A 23,499-nucleotide genomic window follows, 5' to 3' on the forward strand; every position below is an offset into this window, starting at 1 on the left:
TCCGCTGAGGACGACCGCAGCGCGCGGTCCGCCTCGTACGTGTGACTCGGTGTCCCCGACCGTGGTCGCTCCGTACGTGGTGCCGTGATGGGAAAAGGGGTTCTATCGATGTCGGATGTAGGGTCTCCCGGGTCGGCGGTTGCAGGACTCTTGGTCTGTTATTCGCCTCTGCCGGCCGGGTGGATTGGTGATGTCTCACTATTGGTGTCGGGTTCGACCGGTGAATTGTTACATGAACCCGCGTTCTCGGCCGACTCCTCGGTACCCGTCGTTTTTGTTCGGACAGGGTCCCGACGGTCCGGCTCGCCGGCACGGCGCCGACGGACCGCGGCGACGCCGCCGACCAGCGCGGCCGCCGCGCCGAGCGCCACCAGCGCCGCCTCGATCCGGGCGCCCCAGACCGTCGCCGGCGAGACCGTGGAGCGCACCCCGACGGTCGCCACCAGGTGGTCGGCGTCGAACAGTGCGGTTCGCGACGTCACCGACCCGTCCGGCGCGATGATCGCGCTGACCCCGCTGGTCGCGGCGACCACGACGCTCCGCGAATGCTCGACGGCCCGCACCCGCGACATCGCCAGCTGCTGGTAGGTCATCTCGGTGTCGCCGAACGTCGCGTTGTTGGTCGGCACCGCGAGGATCTGCGCCCCGGCCGTCACCGCCTCGGCCGGGGCGCGATCGAACGCCACCTCGTAGCAGGTGGCCACGCCGACGGCGAGCGCCACCGCATCGGACCCGGCGGACTCTGCGGACTCTGCGGACTCGGGGGTAAGCACCACGCCGTCGCCGGAGCCGGGGACGAAGTTGCCCGCCGAGTCGGCGTAGGAGGAGAACAGCCGGAAGAAGCTCCGGTACGGCAGGTATTCGCCGAAGGGTTGGACGATCTTCTTGTCGTGCCGCTCCCCCGGCCCGGCCGCACCGTCCCACACGAGCACCGAGTTGGTGCTGGTGCCGTCGGCGTTGGCCAGCACGGCCCCCACCAGGATGGGTGCGCCGATGCGGATCGACGCGGCGGAGATCGCGTCCGCGGCCGTCCGGTCGCGCGTCGGATCCACGTCGGAGGCGTTCTCCGGCCACACGACCACGTCGGGGCGCGGACTGCGCCCGGCGTCGACCTCGTCGGCCAGGCGCAGGGTCTCCTGGACGTGGTTGTCGAGCACCTGCCGTCGTTGCGCGTTGAAGTCCAGCCCCAGCCGGGGCACGCTGCCCTGGATCGCGGCGACGACGACGGTACGGTCACCGTCCGTCGGGCCGGCGAGCGTCGTCCGCAGCGCGGCGCCGCCCACGGGGATCGCGACCGCCACGATCAGGGCCGCGGCGACCGTGCGCCGACCGGCGCCCCCGAGGACCGCCGCCACGGCGGCGGCGAGCGCGGTGCCGATCAGCGCCACCGCGAAGGAGAGCAGCGGGGCGCCGCCCAGCGAGGCGATCGGCAGCAGCACCGACTCCGACTGTCCGAACGCGAGCCGGCCCCACGGGAAGCCGCCGAACGGCACGGTGCTGCGCACCCATTCCGTCGCGGACCAGGTGGCGGCGATCCACAGCGGCGCGAGCGGCAACCGGGACGTCAGGACCGCGAGCACGCCGAACAGGGCGAGGAACACCGACTCGGCGACCGAGAGGGCGATCCACGGCAGCGGTCCGACGTAGACCCCGATCCACGGCAGCAGCGGAAGGAAGAACCCGAGCCCGAACACGGCGCCGAGCAGCGCACCCGTACGCAGCCGCGGGGTCCGCCCGTCGCGGCCGGGCGCCGTGAGGGCGAGGACCACCAGCGCGATCGCCACCGGCGCGAGGAACCACAGGGTGCGAGGGGGGAAGGACAGGAACAGCAGCAGACCGGCCACGGCGGACGCCAGGGTCCGCCCGAGGAGAATCACGAGCCGAACACCGTGACTCCGCGGTGGACCGTGCGCAGGCAGCGCGGGGCGCGGGCGTCGTCGTCGAGTCGGGGCAGCGCGGGCACGCGCGAGCGCGGGTCGGTGGACCACCGCTGCACCGAGTCCTTCGGCGCGCTGACCACCAGCTCGTCGACGTCCCACACGGCGTAGCTCGCCGGGGCACCGGCCACCAGCGTGCCCGCCACCCCGTCGCGCACGCCGCCGGCTCGCCAGGCGCCGCGGGTCGCGGCCGCGAAGGCCGCGCGCGGGGAGATGGCACTGCCCGCCGTGCGGTGGTGGACCGCGGCGCGGACACCGGCCCACGGGTCGAGCGGGGTGACCGGCGAGTCCGAGCCGAGCGCGAGCGACACGCCCGACGACGCCAGGAGGGACAGAGGGTTGAGCGCGCGGGCGCGCTCGGCGCCGAGTCGGGTGGCGTACATGCCGTGCTCGCCGCCCCAGTACGCGTCGAACACCGGCTGCACGCTGGCGATGACGCCGCGCGCGCCGAGGACGGCGGCCTGCTCGGCCGTGACCATCTCGAGGTGCTCGAGACGGTGGCCGCGACCGGCGACGGCGGGACCGCCGAGGTCGGTGGCGACGCGCTCGATCGCCTCGACGACGGCACCGGTGGCGGCGTCGCCGATCACGTGGAAGCCGGCCTGGATGTCCGCGGTGGTGCAGGCGGCGAGGTGGGCAGCGATCGCGTCCGGGTCCAGGTAGGCCAGACCGCTGGTCGTCGCGTCGGAGTAGGGGTCGTGCAGCCACGCGGTGTGCGAGCCGATCGACCCGTCGACGAAGAGGTCGCCGCCGAGGGCGTGGGCTCCGGTGGCGGCGAGCAGGTCGCGGGCGTCGTCGGCGGTCGTGACCGCCTCACCCCAATAGGCGCGCACCTCGACGCCGTGCTCGACCGTGAGCAGCTCCCCCAGGTCGGCGAGACCGGAGATGTCCGGGCCGGCGCACTCGTGCACCGCGGCCACGCCGCGGGAGGCGGCGAGATCGAGCGCGGCGACGCGGGCGCGGTGCCGGTCGTCGGCGGTGAGCAACGCGCGGGCCGCCCGCCGGACGGCATGGTGGGCGTCGGCGACGACGGGCGTATCGGACTCGGCGGGGACTCCGGCCGCGCGGCGCAACGCCTCGGAGCAGACGGCCGAGTGGGCGTCGATGCGGGTCAGGTACACCGCGCGCCCCGGCGCGGCCTCCTCGAGCTCGGCGGTGGTCGGCGGCCGCTGCTCGGGCCAGGTGGTCTCGTCCCAGTTCTGTCCCCACACCACGGTGTCGGGGTGCTCGGCGGCGTAGCGGCGCACCCGGTCGAGGCAGGCGGTGAGCGACTCGGCGGCGCCGAGGTCGAGGCCGATCAGGGCGAGGCCGGTGGCCGTGGTGTGCACGTGCGTGTCGACGAAGGCCGGGGCGACGAACGCCCCGCCGAGGTCGACGATCTCGGCGTCGGGATGCAGGGCGCGTCCGGGTCGGTCCTCCCCGATCCAGGACACGGTGCCGTCGGTGACGGCCATCGCCGTCGCGTCCGGGTTGGTCGGGCTGTAGATCCGTCCGCCGACGAGGAGTTGCGTGCTCACGGGCTCAGTCTGCCCGTCGGCGCGCGACGCCCGCCCGCGGGTCACCGCCCGTCGGGCCGGGGGGTGCCCTCGATCACAGTGCCTTCGATGACAGGGCCTTCGATGACCTGCGGGGTCGCCCGCGGCCGGGGATCGGTCGGCTCGGCCACCACGTCGCCGTCGATCACGACGTGACCGTTCCGGAAGCGGCTGCGTGTGGTCACCAGCCGGCCGGACGCCACGGCGGCCTCCACCCGGCGCGCCGCGGCGCGGGCCACGAGGGGACGCAGGACCGCGCGCGTGACGGGGATCATCAGCAACAGGCCGAGGATCGAGGAGACCAGCCCGGGGATCAACAGCAGGATCGACCCGAACGCGACGAGAGCGCCGTCGGTCACCGCGCCGGCCGACGCCGCCGCGTCGGCCGGTCCGCGACGACGCGAGGTGTTCGCCGCGCGCAGCTCCCCGAGGACGCGTCGACCCTGGGACCGCATCGCGATCAGTCCGAGCGCGGACAGGCCGAGCACCACCGCCACGGTCCAGAGGAAACCGACGGTGGACGCCAGCCAGACCAGGGCGGCGACCTCGACCACGAGGTAGAGAAGAAATGCGACCATGCCCGGTCAACGATCGACGGGCACGTTTTTCTCCCGAGTCACGAACCCGGCCGCACCAGGCCCCGCTCGTAGGCCAGGACGACGGCCTGCACCCGGTCGCGCAGACCGAGCTTGGCCAGGACGCGGCCGACATGGGTCTTCACCGTCGCCTCCGACAGCACCAGCTCGGCCGCGATCTCCGCGTTGGACTTCCCCGCCGCGATGAGCAGCAGCACCTCCCGCTCGCGGTCGGTGAGCGCGTCGATCTCGGGACTCGGCTGCGGGTCGGCCGGCGGTTCGGCGATGAGATTGGTCAGCAGTCGTCGGGTCACGCGCGGCGAGACGACGGCGTCGCCGACCGCCACGCTGCGGATGGCGGACACCAGGTCCTCCGGCGGGGTGTCCTTGAGCAGGAAGCCGCTGGCCCCTGCGCGCAGGGCGCCGAGGGCGTGTTCGTCGAGGTCGAACGTCGTCATCACGACCACCCGCACGTCCGGGAAGTCCGCGGTGATGCGGGCGGTGGCGGTGACGCCGTCGATACCCGGCATGCGCACGTCCATCAGGACGACGTCCGGTCGGAGGCGGTCGACGGCGGCCAGCGCCGAGGCGCCGTCGGCGGCCTCCCCCACGACCTCGAGGTCGTCCTGCGCGCCGAGCACCATCGACAGGCCCATGCGCATCAGTTCCTGATCGTCGACCACGAGCACCGAGACGGTCATGGCGGAGAAACTACTGTGCGGTCTGCTCGGCGGGGTCGAGCGGGATCACCGCACGGACCTCCCACCCGCCGTCGGGGGCGTCGCCCGCGTGCAGGTCGCCGCCGAGGACGGCGACCCGTTCCCGCATCCCGATCACCCCGAAGCCCGATCCGGTTCCGCTGAGCAGAGCGCCCGGCAGCGCCGCACCGGGGTCGGCGGCGTCCGGCGGCGGCGTCGACCCCGGCCGCCGGGGGGTGTTGGTCACGGTCACCGACACCGCGTCGGTGTCGCGGGTGACGACGACGGTCGCCCGCGGTCGGTCCCCGCCGTGCCGGAGGGCGTTGGTGAGCGATTCCTGCACGATGCGGTGCACACCGAGGGAGATCGACGGGGGCACGGCGTCGAGGTCGCCGCTCATCTCCATCGAGACGGTCAGTCCCGCTGCCCGCATCATCTCGACGACGCGGGCGAGGGCGGCCGTGCCGTACTCGGGATGTGCGGTGGTGGCGTCGTCGGTGCGCAGGAGGGCGACGGTGCGGCGCAGTTCGGCGAGGGCCGCGCGGCCCGTCGTGGAGATGTTGCGCAGCGCGGCCTCGGCGCGATCCGGATCCGCGCGGAGGGCGTAGCCGGCCCCGTCCGCCTGGACGATCATGACGCTGACGGCGTGGGCGACGACGTCGTGGAGCTCACGTGCGATGCGGGTGCGCTCCGCCGAGACGGCCTCGACGGCGCGCCGGTCCCGGTCGGCCTCGGCCACCGCGAGCCGGGCGCTGACCTCCGCGATGTAGGCGCGTCGCGCGCCGAGATAGGCGGCGGTGATCCAGGCGAGCACGTAGAGCAGCAGGAAGAACGCGATGAAGACGAAGTCCGTCCCGAGGACGACGCGCGAGGCGAGTTCCGCCACGAGGAGCGCGCCCGCGTACAGCGCCGCGAGGCGCCGGTCCCGGTAGAGCACGAGCGTGTAGAGCATCACCACCGCGAAGAGCTGGCCCGGCGGCGGCGCGTCGGAGAACCGCACGATGCGGTCGGCGACGATGCCGAGCACGAGCAGCGCGTAGACCGCCCAGGCGCTCACCAGCGGAGCGCGGCGTCGCCAGGCGAGAGCGGTCGCCAGCGCCAGTGCGAGGGCGACGGTGACCGCCGGTTCACCGACGCCGGCCAGTCCGGTGAGTTCCAGCACGAAGAGCGCGGCGGCGAGCAGGCCGTCCGCCGCGAACGGGTGGGTTCGGAACCAGGTGGTGAGCGGGCGCATCGGGGTCGAACTCTAGCTGTGATCGAATGGCCGCCATGGGAGTCGGTGACTGGTCGGTTCTGCTCGCGGCCGCACTCGCCGCCGGCTGGGTGGACGCCGTGGTGGGCGGTGGCGGGCTGATCCTGCTGCCCGCGCTGCTCCTGGTGACCCCGGCCGCGACCACGCAGCAGACCATCTTGGCGACCAACAAGCTCGCGGCGGTGGCGGGCACGTCGGCGGCGGTGGTGACGTTCGCGCGCCGGGTGCCCCTGCAGTGGCGGCTGATGGCGCCGGCAGGCGTGCTCGCCGCGGCCGGGTCGGCGTGCGGGGCCGCGGTGGTCGGCCTGATCGACAAGGACCTCTTCGTCCCCATCGTGCTGGTCGTGCTCGTCGCCGTGGCGATCCTGGTGACGGCGCGTCCGACGGTGGGGGTGGTGATCGGCGAGCCGCCGACCCGTCGCCGCGTGGTGCTGGTGGTGATCACGGCGGCGGTGGCGATCGGGTTCTACGACGGCATTCTCGGACCGGGCACCGGCACCTTCCTCATCATCGCGTTCGCCACGCTGCTCGGCACGGAGTTCGTGCGCAGCGCGGCGATGGCGAAGGTGATCAACCTGGGGTCGAACCTGGGCGCGCTGGCGTTCTTCTCGCTGACGGTCGACGTGTTGTGGGCGTTGGGGTTCGCGATGGCGGTGGCGAACGTCGTCGGGTCGGTCGTGGGGTCGCGGATGGCGCTCGCGCGCGGCGCCGGCTTCGTGCGCGTCGTGCTGTTGGTCGTGGTCGTGGCCCTCGTGATCCGGCTCGGCTGGCAACAATTCGGCTAGCGTGACGTCGGTGAGAGACGTCGACGCCGATTTCCTGGCTCTCCCCCTGCACGCGCTCGCGGACGGGGCCCTCACCGCGGCGCGCGCCGCGGGCGCCACGCACGCCGATCTGCGGGTCCACCGGGTGCTCACGCAGTCCCTACACCTGCGGGACGGTGCGGTGCAGTCCGCGGTGGACGGCGGCGAGGTGGGGCTGGCCGTGCGGGTGATCGTCGACGGCACCTGGGGGTTCGCGTCCGGTGCCGGACTGCGGGTCGACGACGCCGTCGCGGTGGCGAGCGCGGCGGTGCGCGTGGCGTTGGCCCTGCGCGAGCTGAACCGCGATCCCGTGGTCCTCGCCCCGGAGCCGGTGTACGAGAACGTCGTCCGGGTGAGCGACTACGCGATCGACCCGTTCGCGGTGCCCACGGCGGAGAAGACCGACCTGCTGGCCGACTGGTCCGCCCGCCTGTCCGCGGCGGACGGGGTCGATCACGTGACCGCCTCGGTGCAGCAGGTCAAGGAGCAGACGTTCTACGCCGACCTGGCCGGCTCCCGCATCACCCAGCAGCGCGTCCGGCTGCACCCCCAGCTCGAGGCGGTATCGGTCGGCGGGGACGCCGGGTTCGACTCGATGCGCACGCTCGCTCCCCCGACGGGCCGGGGCTGGGAGTACCTGGTGGGCGACGGTGCCGGACCGGACGGCCTGTGGGACTGGGACGACGAGCTCGCGCGGATTCCGGACTGGTTGCGCGAGAAGGTCGCCGCGCCGGGCGTCGAGCCGGGTCCGACGGATCTGGTGATCGACCCGACCAATCTGTGGTTGACCATCCACGAGTCGATCGGCCACGCCACGGAGTACGACCGCGCCATCGGCTACGAGGCCGCGTACGCGGGCACCTCCTTCGCGACGCCCGATCGTCTCGGCACGCTGCAGTACGGCAGTCCGGTCATGCACGTCACCGCCGACCGCACCGAGCCGCACGGCCTGGCCACGGTCGGCTGGGACGACGACGGCGTGGCCGCGCAGTCGTGGGATCTGGTGCGGGACGGGGTGCTGGTGGGCTACCAACTGGACCGCGTGTTCGCCCACCGCCTGGGTCTGGACCGGTCCAACGGGTGCTCCTACGCCGACTCGGCGCAGCACGTGCCGATCCAGCGGATGGCCAACGTGTCGTTGCAGCCCGACCCGGCGGTCGACCGGACCGTCGACGACCTCATCGCCGACGTCGAGCACGGCGTGTACGTCGTCGGGGACAAGTCGTGGTCGATCGACATGCAGCGCTACAACTTCCAGTTCACGGGCCAGCGGTTCTTCCGCATCGAGAACGGGCGGTTGGCGGGTCAGGTGCGTGATCTGGCCTACCAGGCGACGACGACGGATTTCTGGGGCTCGATGGAGGCGGTCGGCGGGCCGTCGACGTGGCGCCTCGGCGGCGCCTTCAACTGCGGCAAGGCGCAGCCCGGTCAGGTGGCGGCCGTGTCCCACGGGTGCCCGGCCGCGCTGTTCCGCGGCGTGAACGTCCTCAACACCAGAACGGAGGGTGGCCGATGAGCGCACCCGTGGTTCTCGCCGGGCACGACCTGGTCGAGCGCGCGTTGCTCGCGGCGACCGTGAGCGACACCGTCGTGCTCGTCGCCGACGTCTCCGCGGCGTCGTTGCGGTGGGCGGGCAATTCCATGACCACCAACGGCATCGCCGACAGCCGGGCGTGGACCGTGGTGTCCATCGTCCGCGACGGCGACACGGCGCGGGTGGGGACGGTGTCGTCCACGAGCGCCGATCCGGACGACGTCGTCGCCGTGGTGCGCGCGGCGGAGGACGCCGCCCGCACCGCTCCCCCGGCGTCGGACGCGTTGCCGCTGATCGCGGGCGATGAGCCGGAGGCCGGCTGGGGCGACGTGGCCGCCCGCAGCGGCATCGAGGTGTTCGAGTCGATCGTGCCCGGCCTCGCTCGGGGCTTCGACGGCGCCGACGCGCTCTACGGCTTCGCCCGGCACACCGTGCGCACCCTGTGGCTCGGCACCTCGACCGGCGTGCGCCGGCGGACGGTCGAGCCCACGGGGTCGTTCGAGATCAACGGCAAGCGCGGCGGTCTGCTGGACGGTGCCAGCGCCTGGGTGGGCACGCACACGCGGGATTTCGTCGGACTCGACGTCGACGGGATGCTGGCCGAGCTGTCCCGACGCCTCGACTGGTCCGCCCGGCGGGTCGAGCTGCCGGCGGGCCGCTACGAGACCATCCTTCCGCCGTCGGCCGTCGCGGATCTCATGATCGACCTCATGTGGTCGATGGACGGACGCGGAGCGCACGAGGGTCGTACGGCCCTCTCCGCGCCCGGCGGCGGCACCCGCGTCGGCGAGCGGCTCGGCACCCTCGGTCTCACGCTGTACTCGGACCCGGCGGAACCGGGCCTCGAGTACGCACCGTTCGTGGTCGCCGAGGCGTCGTCGGATTCGGTGTCGGTGTTCGACAACGGCGCCGACGCCGAGCGCGTCGAGTGGATCGACGACGGGGTGATCTCCGCGCTGGCCTACCCGCGCAGTGCGGCCGCCGAGTTCGGCACCCGTCCGACGGTGCCGGGCGACAACCTCGTGATGACCGGCGGCACCGGCAGCACCCTCGACGAGATGGTGGCCCGGACCGAGCGTGGCCTGGTGTTGACGACGCTCTGGTACATCCGCGAGGTCGATCCGACGACCATGCTGCTCACCGGACTGACGCGCGACGGGGTCTACCTCGTCGAGGACGGCCGGATCACCGCGGAGGTCAACAACTTCCGCTTCAACGAGAGCCCGTTGGATCTGCTCCGTCGGTCGACCGAGGCCGGCGCGACCGTCCCCACGCTGCCGCGGGAGTGGTCGGACTGGTTCACCCGCGCGGCGATGCCGCCGCTGCGCGTGCCGGACTTCCACATGTCGTCGGTCAGCGCGGCGCGTTAGGGGGCATCAGCGCGGCGCGCTGACCGCTCAGGCGCGGCGGACGGCCAGTCCGACGGTGCTCGATTTGCCCTTGACCAGCGCCGAGAACGTGACGCCGATCTTGCCCACCAGGCCGTACTTGGCGGCGATGGCCTTCCGCGTGCGTTCGGTCCCGGCGTCGTCGAGCACCTCCGCGGTGGCCTCGAGCGCGGGGCCGGCGTTGTTGCCGCTGCGGTCGCACGTGGCCACGGTGACGCGCGGGGTGGTGCGAATCCGCTTGACCTTCCACGACTCCCGCTGCGTCCACATGAGCAGCTGCTCGCCGTCGAGGGCCGCCCAGATGGGCGTCGGCTTCGGGGTGCCGTCCTTGGTGAACGTGGTCAACAGGACGTACTTCGCGGTACCGACCTCGCCGAAGGGGTTCGTCATGCGCACCAGACTAGGCGCTCAGCTGCCCTCGAGCTCGCCCTCGGTCTCGAGGTAGGCCGCGCGCAGATCGGCGAGCATCGCCGGATCCGGCTCCGCCCACATGCCGCGTTCGACGGCCTCGAGCAGGCGTTCCGAGATGCCGTGCAGCGCCCACGGATTGGACGTCTCCATGAACTTGCGATTGGTCTCGTCGAGCACGTAGTTCTCGGTGAGCTTCTCGTACATCCAGTCCTGCACGACGCCCGTGGTGGCGTCGTACCCGAACAGGTAGTCGACCGTGGCGGCCATCTCGAACGCGCCCTTGTACCCGTGGCGCCGCATGGCCTCCATCCACCGTGGGTTGACCACGCGGGCGCGGAACACGCGCGAGGTCTCCTCGTGCAGCGTGCGGGTACGCACGGACTCGGGGCGGGTGCTGTCGCCGATGTACGCCTCGGGCGACGTTCCGGTCAGCGCCCGCACCGTGGCCACCATGCCGCCGTGGTACTGGAAGTAGTCGTCCGAGTCGGCGATGTCGTGCTCGCGGGTGTCGGTGTTCTTGGCCGCCACCGCGATCCGGCGGTACGACGCGCGCATGTCGTCCGCCGCCGGCACACCGTCCAGGCCGCGCCCGTACGCGAAGCCGCCCCACGTCGTGTAGACCTGCGCGAGGTCGTCGTCGCTGCGCCAGCTCTTGCTGTCGATCAGCTGCAGCAGTCCCGCGCCGTAGGTCCCCGGCTTGGACCCGAAGATGCGGGTGGTGGCCCGACGCTCGTCGCCGTGCTCGGCGAGGTCCGCCTGCATGTGGGCGCGGACGTAGTTCTGCTCGGCCGGCTCGTCCAGCGCCGCGACCAGCCGGACCGCGTCGTCGAGCAGGGCGAGCACGTGCGGGAAGGCGTCGCGGAAGAACCCGCTGATGCGCACGGTGACGTCGATGCGCGGCCGGCCCAGCTCGGCGAGCGGAATCGCCTCGAGGCGGGTGACGCGGCGCGACGCCTCGTCCCACACCGGTGCGACACCGAGCAGGGCGAACACCTCGGCGACGTCGTCACCGGAGGTGCGCATCGCGCTGGTCCCCCACACCGACAACCCGACCGACGACGGGTACTCGCCGTGGTCGGCGAGGTACCGCGCGACCAGGGATTCCGCCATCGCCTGGCCCGTCTCCCACGCCAGGCGGGACGGCACGGCCTTCGGGTCCACCGAGTAGAAGTTGCGCCCGGTCGGCAGCACGTTGATCAGCCCGCGCAGGGGTGAGCCGCTGGGGCCGGCGGGCACGAACCCGCCGTTCAGGGCGTGCAGGACGCGCTCGACCTCCTGGTCGGTCGCGCGCAGGCGCGGCACCACCTCGACGGCGGCGAAGCGCAGGATGTCCGCGACGGTGTCCGGCAGGCCGGCCGCGATGTCGTCGACCGCGCTCTCGGCCCAGTCCGCGCGGGCCAGGGCGGCGACCAGGCCGCGCGCCTGCTCCTCGATCGCGTCGACGGAGGAACGGGCCTCGTCGCCGTCCTCGCTGAGCCCCAACGCTTCCCGCAGTCCGGGCACGGTGCGCTCGCCGCCCCACATCTGCCGGGCCCGGAGCATCGCGAGCACCAGGTCCACCTCGGCCTCGCCGTGGGGGGCCTCGCCGAGCACGTGCAGGCCGTCGCGGATCTGCACGTCCTTGATCTCGCAGAGCCAGCCGTCGACGTGCAGGAGCATGTCGTCGAAGACCTCCTCGTCGGGCCGCTCCTCGAGGCCGAGGTCCTTGTGCATCTGCGCCGCCGTCATCAGCGTCCAGATCTGCTGACGGATGGCGGGGAGCTTCGCGGGGTCGAGGGTGGAGATGTTCGAGTGCTCGTCGAGCAACTGCTCGAGCCGGGTGATGTCCCCGTAGCTCTCCGCTCGGGCCATCGGGGGGATGAGGTGGTCGACCAGCGTCGCGTGGGCCCGGCGCTTGGCCTGCGTCCCCTCGCCGGGGTCGTTGACCAGGAACGGGTAGATCAGCGGCAGATCGCCCAGCGCGGCGTCGGTTCCGCACGAGGCGGACATGCCCAGCGTCTTGCCCGGCAGCCACTCGAGGTTGCCGTGCTTGCCCAGGTGCACCACCGCGTCGGCACCGAACCCGCCGTCCTCGACCGGGGCGGCCAGCCACCGGTAGGCGGCGAGGTAGTGGTGGCTCGGGGGCAGATCGGGATCGTGGTAGATCGCGACGGGGTTCTCGCCGAACCCGCGCGGCGGCTGCACCATGAGGACCACGTTGCCGAATTGCAGTGCGGCGATGACGATCTCACCGTCCCGGTCGGCGCTGCGATCGACGTAGAGCGAGCCGGGCGCCTCGCCCCAGTGCTCGACGACGCCCTCGCGGAGGTCGTCCGGCAACGTTGCGAACCACCGTCGGTAGCGCGCAGCCGAGATGCGAATCGGGTTGCCCTCGAGCTGCTCGGCGGTCAGCCAGTCGGCGTCCTGCCCACCCGCGGCGATGAGGGCGTGGATCAGGGCGTCGCCGTCGCGGGCGGCGAGTCCCGGGACGGCGTCGTCGCCGGTTTCGGGGCCCACGTCGTACCCGTGCTCGCGCATCAGGGTCAGCATGCGGATCGCCGAGGCCGGGGTGTCGAGCCCGACGGCGTTGCCGATGCGGGCGTGCTTGGTCGGGTAGGCCGACAGCATGAGGACGACGCGCTTGTCCGCCGCCGGGATGTGACGCAGCCGCGCGTGCCGCACGGCGATGCCCGCGACGCGCGCACAGCGCTCGTGGTCCGGGACATAGGTGCTCAGGCCGTCGTCGTCGAACTCCTTGAACGAGAACGGGACCGTGATGATGCGCCCGTCGAACTCGGGCACGGCGACCTGGGTGGCGACGTCGAGCGGCGAGAGGCCGTCGTCGTTCGCCTCCCACGTCGCGCGCGGGCTGGTCAGGCACAGACCCTGCAGGATCGGGACGTCGAGGGCGGCCAGCTCGGCCACGTCCCACGCCTCGTCGTCGCCACCCGCGGACGCACCGGCGGGCTTGGTCCCGCCGGCGGCGAGCACCGTGACCACCATCGAGTCGGCCCGTCGCAGCGTCGCGAGCAGGTCGGCGTCGGCGTTGCGCAGCGACGCGCAGTAGATCGGCAGGGGCCGGGCGCCGTGCGCGGTGATGGCGTCGCACAGCGCGTGGACGTAGCCGACGTTCCCGGCGAGGTGCTGGGCGCGGTAGTAGAGGACGGCGACGGTGGGCCCGGTGGCGGCGCCGTCGGGTCGATCGAGATGGCCCCACGTCGGCAGGTGCGCGGGCTCGGCGAAGCCGTGTCCGGTGAGCAGCACGGTATCCGAGAGGAAGAAGGCGAGCTGGCGGAGGTTCTCGGCGCCGCCCTCGGCGAGGTACTGGTGCGCCTGCGCGGCGACGCCGGCGGGCACGGTGGACAGCTCCATCAGTTCCGCGTCCGGGGCCTGTTCGCCGCCGAGCATCACCACCGGCAGGCCCGACGCGAGGACGGCGTCGATGCCCGCCTCCCACATGCGGCGGCCGCCGAGGATGCGGACGACGACGAGGTCGATGCCCTCGAGCAGGGTGGGGAGCTCGTCGACCAGGACGCGCGACGGGTTGGCCCACCGGAACTCCGCACCGCTCGCACGGGCGCTGAGCAGGTCGGTGTCGGAGGTCGAGAGCAGCAGAATCATGCGGTGGTGCCTTCCTCGGGGTGTTCGCGCCCCATCGGCAGAGTGTGTCGGCGAGCAGCCCGAGGTCCGACTTCCGGGCGAGTACCGCCCGGTCACGGTGGCGCGACCGCGCCGGATTCCCACCGGCTTCCCCGCTGCTCCTGGCGTGATCGTACGGCGAGATCGGGCCCGTCCGTAATCTGGACCGGTGAGCTCGCCCGACCGCACCCGTCCCGACGCCTGCCCCGGCGCGTTGCAGGTCCACCTCGCGGCGGACGGGGCCCTGGCCCGAGTGCGTCTGCCGGGCGGCCGGATCACCTCGGCCCAGCTGGGCGTGCTGGCGGGCGCGGCGACCGAGCTCGGCGACGGTGACCTGGTGCTCACCTCACGGGGCAACGTGCAACTGCGGGCGGTGTCGGATCCCGACGAGCTCGCGCGGCGCCTCGCCGCAGCCGGGCTGCTGCCGTCGGAGACGCACGAGCGGGTCCGCAACATCCTGGCCTCTCCCCTGTCGGGCCGGGTCGACGGGGACGCGGACGTACGGGACCTCGTCGGCGATCTCGACGACGCGCTGCTCGCCGACGCCGAGCTCGCCGACCTGCCCGGGCGCATCCTGTTCGCGCTCGACGACGGCCGGGGCGACGTGTCCGGTCTCGGTGCCGACATCGGGGTTCACGCGGTGGGTGACGGCGAATTCGCGCTGATCCTCGCCGGGCAGGACACCGGCGTGCGGGTCGCGCGTGCGGACGCGGTGGACCTGATGGTGGCGGCGGCGCGGGCGTTCCGCGCGGCGCGGGACGGTCACTGGCGCATCGCCGAGCTCCCCGGCGGCGCGGCGGACGTGCTGGCCGGGTTGGCCGTGACGGCCACCGCGGCGCCTCTGACCGTCGCTCCCGCCGACACGGCGCCCCTCGGCTGGTTCGTCCAGCGCGACGCGACGGTGGCGCTGGGCGCGACCGTCGCGCACGGCGTCCTGCCGGCGCGGACCGCGGAGTTCCTCGCCGCCGTCGAGCGCGACGTGATCGTCACGCCGTGGCGCTCGCTGATCCTGGTGGACCTCGACGAGTGGGCGGCCGAGCAGGTGGTGCGGGTCCTCGCCCCGATGGGCCTGATCTTCGACGCGGAGTCGCCCTGGGCGCGGGTGAGCTCGTGCGTCGGCTCCCCCGGCTGCGCCAAGTCCCGCGCGGACGTCCGCGCCGACCTCGACGCGGCGGTGGCCGCCGACGAGATCGGCACGGGCCGCGAGCACTGGGTGGGGTGCGAGCGTCGCTGCGGCCGACCCGTCGGCGAGGTCACCGACGTCGTGGCGACGGGCGAGGGCTATCGCCGTACCTAGGCCCCGGTCAGGGGTTCACCTGCGCGAGGTTGTCGAAGGGATTCGTCTCGCCGTTGCCGGCATAGGCGAACACGAAGACGGGAAGTTGCGGCGCGAAATTGCAGTCGATGTACGTGTACGGGATCGACGCGCCGGGGGCGAGGTCCGGGGCCGAAACATTGCTGAAGATCGTGCCGAAATACTGCAGCCGCACACCCGTCGCGGTCACGTCGCCGCGGTTGGTGACGGTGGCGGTGCAGACACTCGAGCGCACCACCTGCAGATCCGGCCCCCGCAGCGGCGCGGCGGCGGCGACGCCGGGGGCGAGGAGCGCTCCGGCGGCGGCGCCGACGGTGAGCAGGGCGAGGGTGGCACGGCGGGCGGTGTGGGTCATGGTCGCTCCCGGGATTCGTCGACGGGGTGGTGACCGTCACATCGTCGGGGTCGTCGTCACTGTTAACGACCCGTCTCCCTATCGTGGGTTCCCATGTACGACTACGTGCGCGACGGCGACGAGATCTATCGGCGCTCGTTCGCGACCATCCGCGCGGAGGCGGACCTGTTGGCCTTTCCGGCGGATGTCGCGCAGGTCGTGGTGCGGATGATCCACGCCTGCGGTGAGGTGGATCTGGCGCAGTCGATCGCGTCGACGCCCGACGTCGTGGCGAAGGGCCGCGCCGCGTTGCGCGCGGGGGCGCCGGTGCTGTGCGACGCGACGATGGTGGCCGCGGGTGTCACGCGGCGACGGCTGCCGGCGGACAACGAGGTGATCTGCACGCTGAACGACCCGCGCGTGCCGGACATGGCCCGAGCCCTGGACACCACCAGAACCGCTGCGGCGGTGGATCTCTGGGTCGACCGGCTGGACGGTGCGGTCGTGGCGATCGGGAACGCGCCCACCGCGCTGTTCCGGTTGCTCGAGTTGCTCGAGGCGGGCGCGCCGCGTCCGGCGGCCGTCGTGGGCGGCCCGGTCGGATTCATCGGCGCGGCGGAGTCGAAGGACGACCTGGTGGCGTCGTCGCTCGGTCTCGATCACCTGGTGGTGCTCGGCCGCCGCGGCGGCAGTGCCATCACGGCGGCGGCCGTCAACGCGCTGGCGACGGAGCGGGAGTGACCGGCAAGCTGTGGGGCGTCGGGATCGGGCCGGGTGATCCGGAGCTGGTCACGGTGAAGGGCGCCCGCGTGATCGCCGAGGCGGACGTGGTCGCGTTCCACAGCGCCCGTGGCAGCAGCATCGCTCGGCGCACGGCGGAGCCGTACCTGCGCGGCGATCAGATCGAGGAGCACCTGGTCTACCCGGTCACCACCGGCACCACCGACCATCCGCTGGGGTACGACGGCGCCATCGCCGACTTCTACACCGAGGCCGCGGAGCGTCTCGCGGTGCACCTCGCGGCGGGTCGGTCCGTGGCGCTCCTGGCCGCCGGCGACCCGCTGTTCTACAGCTCGTACCAGCACATGCACGTGCGCCTGGCGGACCGCTTCGAGACCGAGATCGTGCCCGGGGTCACCAGCGTCAGCGCCGCCTCCGCCGCGCTCGGCGAGCCCCTGGTCGAGGGCGAGGAGGTGCTCACCGTGCTGCCGGGGACGCTGCCGGTACCGGAGCTCACCCGTCGTCTCCGGGAGACGGACTCGGCGGCGATCCTCAAGCTGGGCCGCACCTTTCCCGCTGTGCGCCAGGCACTCTCGGATGCGGGACGACTGGACGAGGCGCGGTACGTCGAGCGCGCCAGCACCGACGGCGAGCGGGTCGGGTCCCTCGCCGACGTCGACGAGACGGCCGTGCCGTACTTCTCCATCGCCGTGGTCCCCAGCCCGTCGTACGCGGCGACCGAGGCGCCCGCCGCGGGCGAGGTGGTCGTCGTCGGCCTGGGCCCGGGCGATGCCCGTTGGACGACGCCGGAGGTGCGGGAGGAGCTCGCGCGGGCCACGGATCTCGTCGGGTACACCACCTACATCGACCGGGTACCCGCGCGGCCGGGACAGCGTCGGCACGCCAGCGACAACCGGGTCGAGTCCGAGCGTGCCGAGATGGCACTCGACCTGGCGGCCCGCGGGGCGCGCGTGGTGGTCGTGTCGTCGGGTGACCCCGGCGTCTTCGCGATGGCCGCCGCCGTGCTCGAGGTGGCGGCCGAGCCGCGATGGCAACACGTCCCCGTCCGGGTGTGTCCCGGGGTGACGGCGGCCAACGCCGTCGCCAGCCGGGTCGGTGCGCCGCTGGGGCACGACTACGCCGTCATCTCGCTGTCCGACCGGCTCAAGCCGTGGGACGTCGTCGAGCACCGTCTGCGAGCGGTGATGGCCGCGGACATGGCGGTCGCGATCTACAACCCCGCCTCGCGGACACGACGCCGACAGGTCGTCACGCTCAAGGAGCTCGCGCTCGAGTACCGGGATCCTGCGACGCCGGTGATCGTCGGCCGTGACGTGTCGGGCCCCGAGGAGACGGTCACCGTGGTCGACCTGGCCGACCTCGACCCGGACACCATCGACATGCGGTGCCTGCTCATCGTCGGTGCGTCGACGACGGCGGTGGACCGTTCGGGGCCGACGCCCCGGGTGTTCACGTCTCGTCGGTACTCGACGGAGTCCGCGCGGACCTGACCGGCTGCGTCGTCAGCACCCACCGCTCGCACTCCGCGACCGTCGAGACGAACGGCGTGCCGTCCGGGAGCGGGGGCCGCTGCACCATCACGACGGGTAGACCGCGCTCACGCGCCACGCGCAGCTTCGCCGAGGTGAGTTTGCCGCCGCTGTTCTTGGTCACCAGGACGTCGGCGTCAATGCGCGCGAACAACTCTCGTTCGGAGTCGAGGTCGAACGGCCCGCGCTCGGCCAGCACCGTGGTCCGCGGCGGCATCGGATCCTCGGGCGGATCGATGCACCGCACCGTGAACTCGCGGTCGTCCAGGTCCGCGAAGTGGTGGACGCCCTGCCGCCCGATCGTGAGCAGGACCCGAGCCCACTCGGGGTGGTCCGCTATCACGGCGGCGGCGTCGGCCATCGACGGCGCGTCGATCCATCGGTCCTCGTGCAGCGGGGTCCACGGCGCCCGATGCAGCACCATCAGCGGAACGGACTCCTCGGCGGCGGCCTGCACCGCGTGGCGCGTCATGGTCTCCGCGTACGGGTGGGTCGCGTCCACCAGGTGCGTCACCTCGTGCTCGCGCAGCCAGGTGCGCAGCCCGTCGACGCCCCCGAAGCCGCCGCTGCGGACCTGCCCCACCGGCAGGGCGGGGTCGGCGACGCGGCCGGCGAGGGACGACGTCACCTCGATGCCCCGACGGCCGTTCAGGGCGGCGGCGAGTTGGCGGGCTTCGGACGTGCCACCGAGCAGGAGAACGTGCATGCCTCGACCTTAACGAGGAGCCCGACGAGGGCGGCCGCTAGTGATCGAGTGCGCGTCGTGCGCTGGAGTACAGGAAGCTGTCCGGGAAACCGCGGGCGGCGAGGACGCGGCCGACCACGATGACGGCGGTGCGGACGATGCCCGCCGCGACCGTCGCGGCGGCGATGTCGGCGAGGGTGCCCCGCACGATCGTCTCGTCGTCCCGGCTCGCGAACGCCACGACGGCCACCGGGCAGTCCGCACCGTAGTGCTGCGCCAACTCCACGGCGATGGGCTCGATCTGCCGGGCGCCGAGGTGGATCACCATCGTCGCTCGGCTGCGGGCCAGCGTCGCGAGATCCTCGCCGTCGGGCATGGCTGTCGACAGGGTCGAGATGCGGGTGAGGACGACGGTCTGCGACACCTCCGGCACGGTCAGTTCCCGCTTCAGCGCGGCTGCCGCGGCCGCGAACGCCGGGACGCCGGGGACGATCTCGTGGTCGACGCCGGCAGCGTCGAGCCGTCGGGACTGCTCGGCGACCGCGCTGTAGAGCGACGGGTCGCCCGAGTGCAGACGGGCGACGTCCTCGCCGCGGGCGGTGGCGTCGACCATCTCGGCGACGATGGCGTCGAGGGTCATCCGGGAGGAGTCGATCACCCGCGCGTCGGGTGGGCAGCTGGTCAGAAGTTCCTGCGGCACCAGCGATCCCGCGTAGAGACAGACCGGACTCGCGGCGACGATGCGGGCACCGCGCACGGTGACGAGGTCCGCGGCGCCGGGTCCGGCGCCCACGAAGTACACGGTCATGCGCGCTGTCCCTTCACCGCGGACCACTGTGTCACCGGCATCTGCGGGCGCCACCCGGTGAAGCCGCCCACCGGTTCGGCGCGCTGGATCTGGATGCGACGCAACGTGCCACCCTTCTCCGTGAACCAGCGGAAGACCACGGCCTCGGTCTCCGCGGTGACGGCGTTGACGACGATGCGTCCGCCGGGACCCAGTGCCGCCCAGCAGGCGTCGAGCATGCCGGGAGCGGTTGCCCCGCCGCCGACGAAGACGGCGTCGGGTGTCGGGGCCTCCGTGAAGGCGGCCGGCGCGGGGCCGTGGATCGTGAGTCCGGGGACACCCAGGGCGCGGGCGTTCGCGGCGATGGTCAGGGCCCGCTCCGGGACACGCTCGAAGGTGTCGGCTCGGCACCGCGGGTGGGTCCGCATCCACTCGATCGCGATACTGCCGGAACCGCCGCCCACGTCCCAGAGCCGTTCTCCCGGTGCCGGATCGAGGGCGGCGAGGGTCGCGGCGCGCACCTCCCGCTTGGTCAGCTGGCCGTCGCCGGCGTACGCGTCGTCGGGAAGCCCGGGGTTCCGAGTGCGCCGCGGACCGTCACCCCGCACCTCGACGGCGATCGTGTGGAGCGGGTCGACGTCGTCGGCCCGCCAGTCCTGCGCCGTCGCGCTGCGAACCCGCTCGGTGCTCCCCCCGAGGCATTCGAGCACGGTCAGCCGGGAGTCGCCGAACCCGTTCTCCCGCAACAGGGTAGCCACCGCGTCCGGGGTGGCGTCGTCCTCGGAGAGCAGCACGAGCCGCGCGGACGGATGCAGCGCGGGCAGCACGGTGGCGACGTCGCGCGCGACGAGAGACACCACCTCGACGTCCGGAATCGACCATCCGACCCGCGCGCAGGTGAGCGAGACCGAGCTGGGGTGCGGGAACACGCGGAGGGCGTCGGCGCCGAGGACACGCGCCAGCGTCGCGCCGATCCCGTGGAACATCGGATCGCCGCTGGCGAGGACGCACCGTCGCCGGTCGGCATGCTCGTCGAGGGTCGATCGCAGCGCCGGAAGCAGGGGCGTCGGCCACGGAACACGGTGCGCGCCCGAGGCTTTCCCGGGCACCGAATCGAGCTGACGGGACGAACCGAACAGCACCTCGGCCGCGGACACCGCGTCGCGCGACGCCGGTGCGAGGCCGTCCCACCCGTCGGCACCGATCCCGACCACGTCGATCACCGTCATCGCGGCATCCGGCGCCACACCGCGCGCGGCAGCAGGCGCATCACCGCGAAGACCGGACGCAGGCGCCCGGGAATCCACACGGTGTCGCGTCCGGTGCGCAGGGCCGCCGCGACGGCGTCGGCCACCTGCTCCGGCGTGCTCGACATCGGCGCGGGCGACATGCCCTCGGTCATCGACCCGATCACGAACCCCGGCCGCGCCAGCACCAGCCGAACTCCGCTGCCGTGCAGCGCATCCTGCAGACCCGAGGCGAACCCGTCGAGACCCGCCTTGGCCGAGCCGTAGACGTAGTTGGCGCGACGAACCCGCACCCCCGCCACCGAGGAGAAGACGACGATCTCGCCGGATCCCCGTCGGCGCAACAGGTCCGCGACGAGCGTCAGGAGGTGGACGTGCGCGGTGTAGTCGGTGTGCACGATCGCCGCCGCGTGTGCGGCGTCGGTCTCGGCCCGCCCCTGGTCGCCGAGGATGCCGAAGGCGACCACCACGGTGCCGATCGGCCCGTGCTCGGACTCGACGCGGGCGAGGACGTCGGCGTGGGACGCGAGGTCGTCGGCGTCGAACTCGATCGTGCCCACCGCCGCGGCCCCGGCGGACTCCATGCGGGCGACGGATGCCGCCAGGTCGTGACTGCGCCGGGCGGCGAGCACCACCCGTCGGCCCGGTGTGATCCGGGCGGCCAACTCGACGCCGATGTCGCTGCGGCCGCCGAACAACACCACGGTTCCGGGATCTGTCACCGCCCCAGTGTCCTCCATGGGTCTCGCCGTCCTCCACCGACGGGTCGCCGCCGCCCCCCGGTACCGTGATCGGCATGCCCAGCGACGCTTCGTCCCTGAACGCCGACGCCGTCGCGTTCCTCACCGAACGCCACTTGGCGACGCTCGCGACCCTGCGTCCGGACGGGACGCCGCACGTCGTCGCCGTCGGCTTCACGTGGGACGCGGAAGCGGGGACCGCCCGAATCATCACCCGGGAGGGGTCGCAGAAGGTGCGCAACGCCGAGCGGGGCGGGTACGCCGCGGTCACCCAGGTGGACGGCGCTCGCTGGCTGACCCTCGAGGGCCCGTCGCGGGTGGTGCGGGACGCGGATAGCGTGCGGGACGCCGAGAACCGGTACGCCGCCAGGTACAAGCCGCCGCGGGAGAATCCGCAGCGCGTCGTCGTCGAGATCGCGGTGTCGCGGGTGCTCGGCTCGGCGTCCCTGCGCGATCTCTAGAAGCGGGACGCCTCGAGCAACGCCTCGGCCACCGTCCGGTCGCCGAACACGGTCAGCAGGTCCAGCGGGCGGCGCCGCCACAGCACGAGGTAGAGGTCGGGGGTGGGGCCGCGGAGCGCGACGGTGGCCTTCTCGTGGCCCGGTCGGGCGGTGACCCCCTCGGGACCGAGCGTCAGAAGCCATTCCGCTGCAGCGTCGTCGGTGCCGTGCAGATGCACCGTCGACCCGTGGGTGCCCGGGGCGAGGCGGTCCCCCGGCAGCCGGTGGACGTACTGCAGCTCGGTGAGTTCGGCGATCCCGTCGGCCGCCGAGACCGCATCCAGGGGTTCGGGATCAGGACCACCCGCGGCGTGGACGGCGTCGGCGGCGTCGATGCGGTGCACGCTCACCTCGTGGGCCGTCCGCCGCGTCCAGAACGCGGCCGTGCGCAGCCCGACGAACGTCTCCGTCGGCGTGTCGGGGTCCGTCGCGCGCAGGACGTCGAGCAGCGCGTGCAGCGAGTCCCGGTAGGCCTCCAGTGCGGCGGCGCCCTTGGGCAGCGACGCGGTGTCCTCCTTCGCGATGCGCGTGACGTCGGCACCCGGCCCCGCCCGCAGCACGCCGGTGACCCACCGGTGCACCTTGCCGGTGTGACGGACGACGTGCTCGAGCGTCCACCCCGGCACGGTCGGGACGGGCGCGAACAGGGCGTCGGCCGGCATGGCGGCCAGGCGATCGCCCTCGCGCGCGATCGTCGCGAGGTGGTCGAGCGTCATCGGCCGGCGAGGACGGTCAGGCCGTGCGGGCGGGTGTTGACGGACTCGCACCCGTCGGCCGTCACCACCACGATGTCCTCGATGCGGGCGCCCCACTCGCCGCGGAAGTAGATGCCCGGTTCGATGCTGAACGCCATGCCCTCGGTGAGCGGAATGTCGTTGCCGCCCACGATGTACGGCTCCTCGTGCACCGACAGCCCGATGCCGTGGCCGGTGCGGTGCAGGAACACGTCGGCGAGACCGGCCTCGGCCAGCACGTCGCGGGCGGCGGCATCGACGGCCTCGGCGGTCACGCCCGGACGCACCGCGTCGACTGCCGCCTGCTGGGCCCGCTCGAGCACGGCGACCCGGGCCGCGACGTCGGCGTCGGGCTCCCCCATGACGTAGGTGCGCGTGGAATCGGAGTAGTAGCCGGGCTCGACGGGCCCGCCGATGTCGATGACGACGACGTCGCCCGTCTCGACGACGCGGTCGGACACCTCGTGGTGCGGGTCGGCTCCGTGCGGTCCGGAACCGACGATGACGAACGCCGCCTCGGTGTGTCCCTCCTCGACGATGGCGTCCGAGATCGCCTGCGCCACCTCGGCTTCCGTGCGCCCGACCACCAGGAGTTCGGCCATGCGGGCGTGGACCCGGTCGATCGCGGACCCCGCCTGGCGCAGCGCGTCGATCTCCGCGGCGTCCTTGACCATGCGCAGTTCGCGGAGCACCGGCGTCGCGAGCGCGGGCACGGACCCGAGCGCGTCGGCGATCGGAACCAGGTGCAGGGCGGGCATCGCGTCGGCCACGGCCACCGGGGCCTGCGGCGGCACCGCGTCGGTCACCATGCGGTGCGGGTTCTGCCCGTCCACCCAGTCGCGCAACTCGAGCCCGAGGTCCGCCGCGGCCGAGTCCTGGAGAGCCGCCAGCTCGATGCGCGGGACCACGACGAACGGCTCGGCGTCCGCGAGGACCACCAGGCAGGTGAGCCGTTCGAACGACTCGGCGCGGGATCCGAGGAGGTAGGCAAGGTCCGGACCCGGCGTCACCAGCAGCGCACCCACGCCGGCGGTGCGCATCAGCTCCGCCGCTCGGCTCAGTCGATCTCGGTACACCTCGGCAGGAAAACGCGTCATGCCGCCAGGCTATCGAGGCGGGCCGTCCGCCGATGCGCG

General features: G+C 73.1%; 21 protein-coding genes. 7 read left to right on the forward strand and 14 right to left on the reverse strand.

What is annotated here, in order from left to right:
• Positions 1-158: 158 nt before the first annotated feature.
• The 5 genes from lnt to HQ603_RS04970 are packed head-to-tail and all read right to left on the reverse strand — an operon-like array spanning position 159 to position 5,979.
• Positions 159-1,877, reverse strand: coding sequence for an apolipoprotein N-acyltransferase (gene lnt / locus HQ603_RS04950; protein WP_308126366.1), 1,719 nt, complete (start codon positions 1,875-1,877; stop codon positions 159-161).
• Complete coding sequence (locus HQ603_RS04955; protein WP_308126367.1) at positions 1,874-3,454, reverse strand: amidohydrolase; 1,581 nt, start codon at positions 3,452-3,454, stop codon at positions 1,874-1,876. Before HQ603_RS04955 ends, lnt begins: the two co-directional genes overlap by 4 nt.
• 41 nt (positions 3,455-3,495) lie before the next feature.
• Positions 3,496-4,050, reverse strand: coding sequence for an FxsA family protein (locus tag HQ603_RS04960; RefSeq protein WP_222683451.1), 555 nt, complete (start codon positions 4,048-4,050; stop codon positions 3,496-3,498).
• Between the two features lie 38 nt (positions 4,051-4,088).
• On the reverse strand, positions 4,089-4,748 hold the full coding sequence (locus HQ603_RS04965; RefSeq protein WP_222683452.1) for a response regulator: 660 nt from the start codon (positions 4,746-4,748) through the stop codon (positions 4,089-4,091).
• A gap of 10 nt (positions 4,749-4,758) precedes the next feature.
• Complete coding sequence (locus HQ603_RS04970; RefSeq protein ID WP_222683453.1) at positions 4,759-5,979, reverse strand: sensor histidine kinase; 1,221 nt, start codon at positions 5,977-5,979, stop codon at positions 4,759-4,761.
• 35 nt (positions 5,980-6,014) lie between these two features.
• Between HQ603_RS04970 and HQ603_RS04975 the strand changes: the two genes are divergently transcribed.
• From HQ603_RS04975 to HQ603_RS04985, 3 genes are read left to right on the forward strand one after another with little or no spacing between them, the layout of a single operon-like run.
• Positions 6,015-6,782: a TSUP family transporter gene (locus tag HQ603_RS04975; protein ID WP_222683710.1), complete on the forward strand. Its 768-nt coding sequence runs from the start codon at positions 6,015-6,017 to the stop codon at positions 6,780-6,782.
• Position 6,783: 1 nt separating this feature from the next.
• Positions 6,784-8,316: a TldD/PmbA family protein gene (locus HQ603_RS04980; protein WP_222683454.1), complete on the forward strand. Its 1,533-nt coding sequence runs from the start codon at positions 6,784-6,786 to the stop codon at positions 8,314-8,316.
• Positions 8,313-9,704, forward strand: a complete 1,392-nt coding sequence (locus HQ603_RS04985; protein WP_222683455.1) for a metallopeptidase TldD-related protein — start codon at positions 8,313-8,315, stop codon at positions 9,702-9,704. Before HQ603_RS04980 ends, HQ603_RS04985 begins: the two co-directional genes overlap by 4 nt.
• Positions 9,705-9,731: 27 nt before the next feature.
• Here HQ603_RS04985 and HQ603_RS04990 read toward each other — a convergent pair whose 3' ends face one another.
• Together HQ603_RS04990 and cobN are read right to left on the reverse strand one after the other, a co-directional pair.
• On the reverse strand, positions 9,732-10,112 hold the full coding sequence (locus HQ603_RS04990) for a PPOX class F420-dependent oxidoreductase (protein WP_222683456.1): 381 nt from the start codon (positions 10,110-10,112) through the stop codon (positions 9,732-9,734).
• Between the two features lie 18 nt (positions 10,113-10,130).
• Positions 10,131-13,733, reverse strand: coding sequence for a cobaltochelatase subunit CobN (cobN, locus tag HQ603_RS04995; RefSeq protein WP_222683457.1), 3,603 nt, complete (start codon positions 13,731-13,733; stop codon positions 10,131-10,133).
• A 187-nt stretch (positions 13,734-13,920) separates the two neighbouring features.
• Here cobN and cobG point away from each other — a divergent pair, with 187 nt between their 5' ends.
• Entirely contained in the window at positions 13,921-15,048 is a 1,128-nt protein-coding gene (gene cobG / locus HQ603_RS05000) for a precorrin-3B synthase (RefSeq protein ID WP_222683458.1), read from the forward strand.
• Between the two features lie 7 nt (positions 15,049-15,055).
• Here the strand turns inward: cobG and HQ603_RS05005 are convergent, their stop codons facing one another.
• Positions 15,056-15,421 carry a hypothetical protein gene (locus HQ603_RS05005; RefSeq protein WP_222683459.1) on the reverse strand — a complete coding sequence of 122 codons (366 nt, stop codon included), beginning with the start codon at positions 15,419-15,421 and terminating at the stop codon, positions 15,056-15,058.
• A 93-nt stretch (positions 15,422-15,514) separates the two neighbouring features.
• Here HQ603_RS05005 and HQ603_RS05010 point away from each other — a divergent pair, with 93 nt between their 5' ends.
• Complete coding sequence (locus HQ603_RS05010; protein WP_222683460.1) at positions 15,515-16,141, forward strand: precorrin-8X methylmutase; 627 nt, start codon at positions 15,515-15,517, stop codon at positions 16,139-16,141.
• A complete protein-coding gene (gene cobJ, locus HQ603_RS05015) occupies positions 16,138-17,631 on the forward strand; it encodes a precorrin-3B C(17)-methyltransferase (protein WP_222683461.1) in 1,494 nt (497 codons plus the stop codon). The genes HQ603_RS05010 and cobJ overlap by 4 nt, the downstream gene beginning before the upstream one ends.
• Here cobJ and HQ603_RS05020 read toward each other — a convergent pair.
• Genes HQ603_RS05020 through HQ603_RS05035 form a run of 4 tightly spaced genes read right to left on the reverse strand, consistent with a single transcriptional unit; the run spans position 17,591 to position 21,129 of the window.
• Positions 17,591-18,376 (reverse strand): cobalt-precorrin-6A reductase, encoded by a 786-nt coding sequence (locus HQ603_RS05020; RefSeq protein WP_222683462.1) that lies wholly within the window; start codon positions 18,374-18,376, stop codon positions 17,591-17,593. The genes cobJ and HQ603_RS05020 overlap by 41 nt on opposite strands.
• Positions 18,377-18,413: 37 nt before the next feature.
• A complete protein-coding gene (gene cobM / locus HQ603_RS05025) occupies positions 18,414-19,163 on the reverse strand; it encodes a precorrin-4 C(11)-methyltransferase (RefSeq protein WP_222683463.1) in 750 nt (249 codons plus the stop codon).
• Positions 19,160-20,371, reverse strand: coding sequence for a precorrin-6y C5,15-methyltransferase (decarboxylating) subunit CbiE (gene cbiE, locus HQ603_RS05030; protein WP_222683464.1), 1,212 nt, complete (start codon positions 20,369-20,371; stop codon positions 19,160-19,162). Before cbiE ends, cobM begins: the two co-directional genes overlap by 4 nt.
• Entirely contained in the window at positions 20,368-21,129 is a 762-nt protein-coding gene (locus HQ603_RS05035) for an SDR family NAD(P)-dependent oxidoreductase (protein ID WP_222683465.1), read from the reverse strand. The genes cbiE and HQ603_RS05035 overlap by 4 nt, the downstream gene beginning before the upstream one ends.
• A 56-nt stretch (positions 21,130-21,185) precedes the next feature.
• Between HQ603_RS05035 and HQ603_RS05040 the strand changes: the two genes are divergently transcribed.
• Complete coding sequence (locus tag HQ603_RS05040; protein ID WP_222683466.1) at positions 21,186-21,590, forward strand: PPOX class F420-dependent oxidoreductase; 405 nt, start codon at positions 21,186-21,188, stop codon at positions 21,588-21,590.
• Here the strand turns inward: HQ603_RS05040 and HQ603_RS05045 are convergent.
• Entirely contained in the window at positions 21,587-22,345 is a 759-nt protein-coding gene (locus HQ603_RS05045) for a maleylpyruvate isomerase family mycothiol-dependent enzyme (protein WP_222683467.1), read from the reverse strand. The genes HQ603_RS05040 and HQ603_RS05045 overlap by 4 nt on opposite strands.
• On the reverse strand, positions 22,342-23,460 hold the full coding sequence (locus HQ603_RS05050; protein ID WP_222683468.1) for a M24 family metallopeptidase: 1,119 nt from the start codon (positions 23,458-23,460) through the stop codon (positions 22,342-22,344). The genes HQ603_RS05045 and HQ603_RS05050 overlap by 4 nt, the downstream gene beginning before the upstream one ends.
• Positions 23,461-23,499 lie beyond the last annotated feature (39 nt).

Source organism: Rhodococcoides corynebacterioides, from assembly GCF_019834675.1.
GTDB lineage: Bacteria > Actinomycetota > Actinomycetes > Mycobacteriales > Mycobacteriaceae > Rhodococcoides > Rhodococcoides corynebacterioides_A.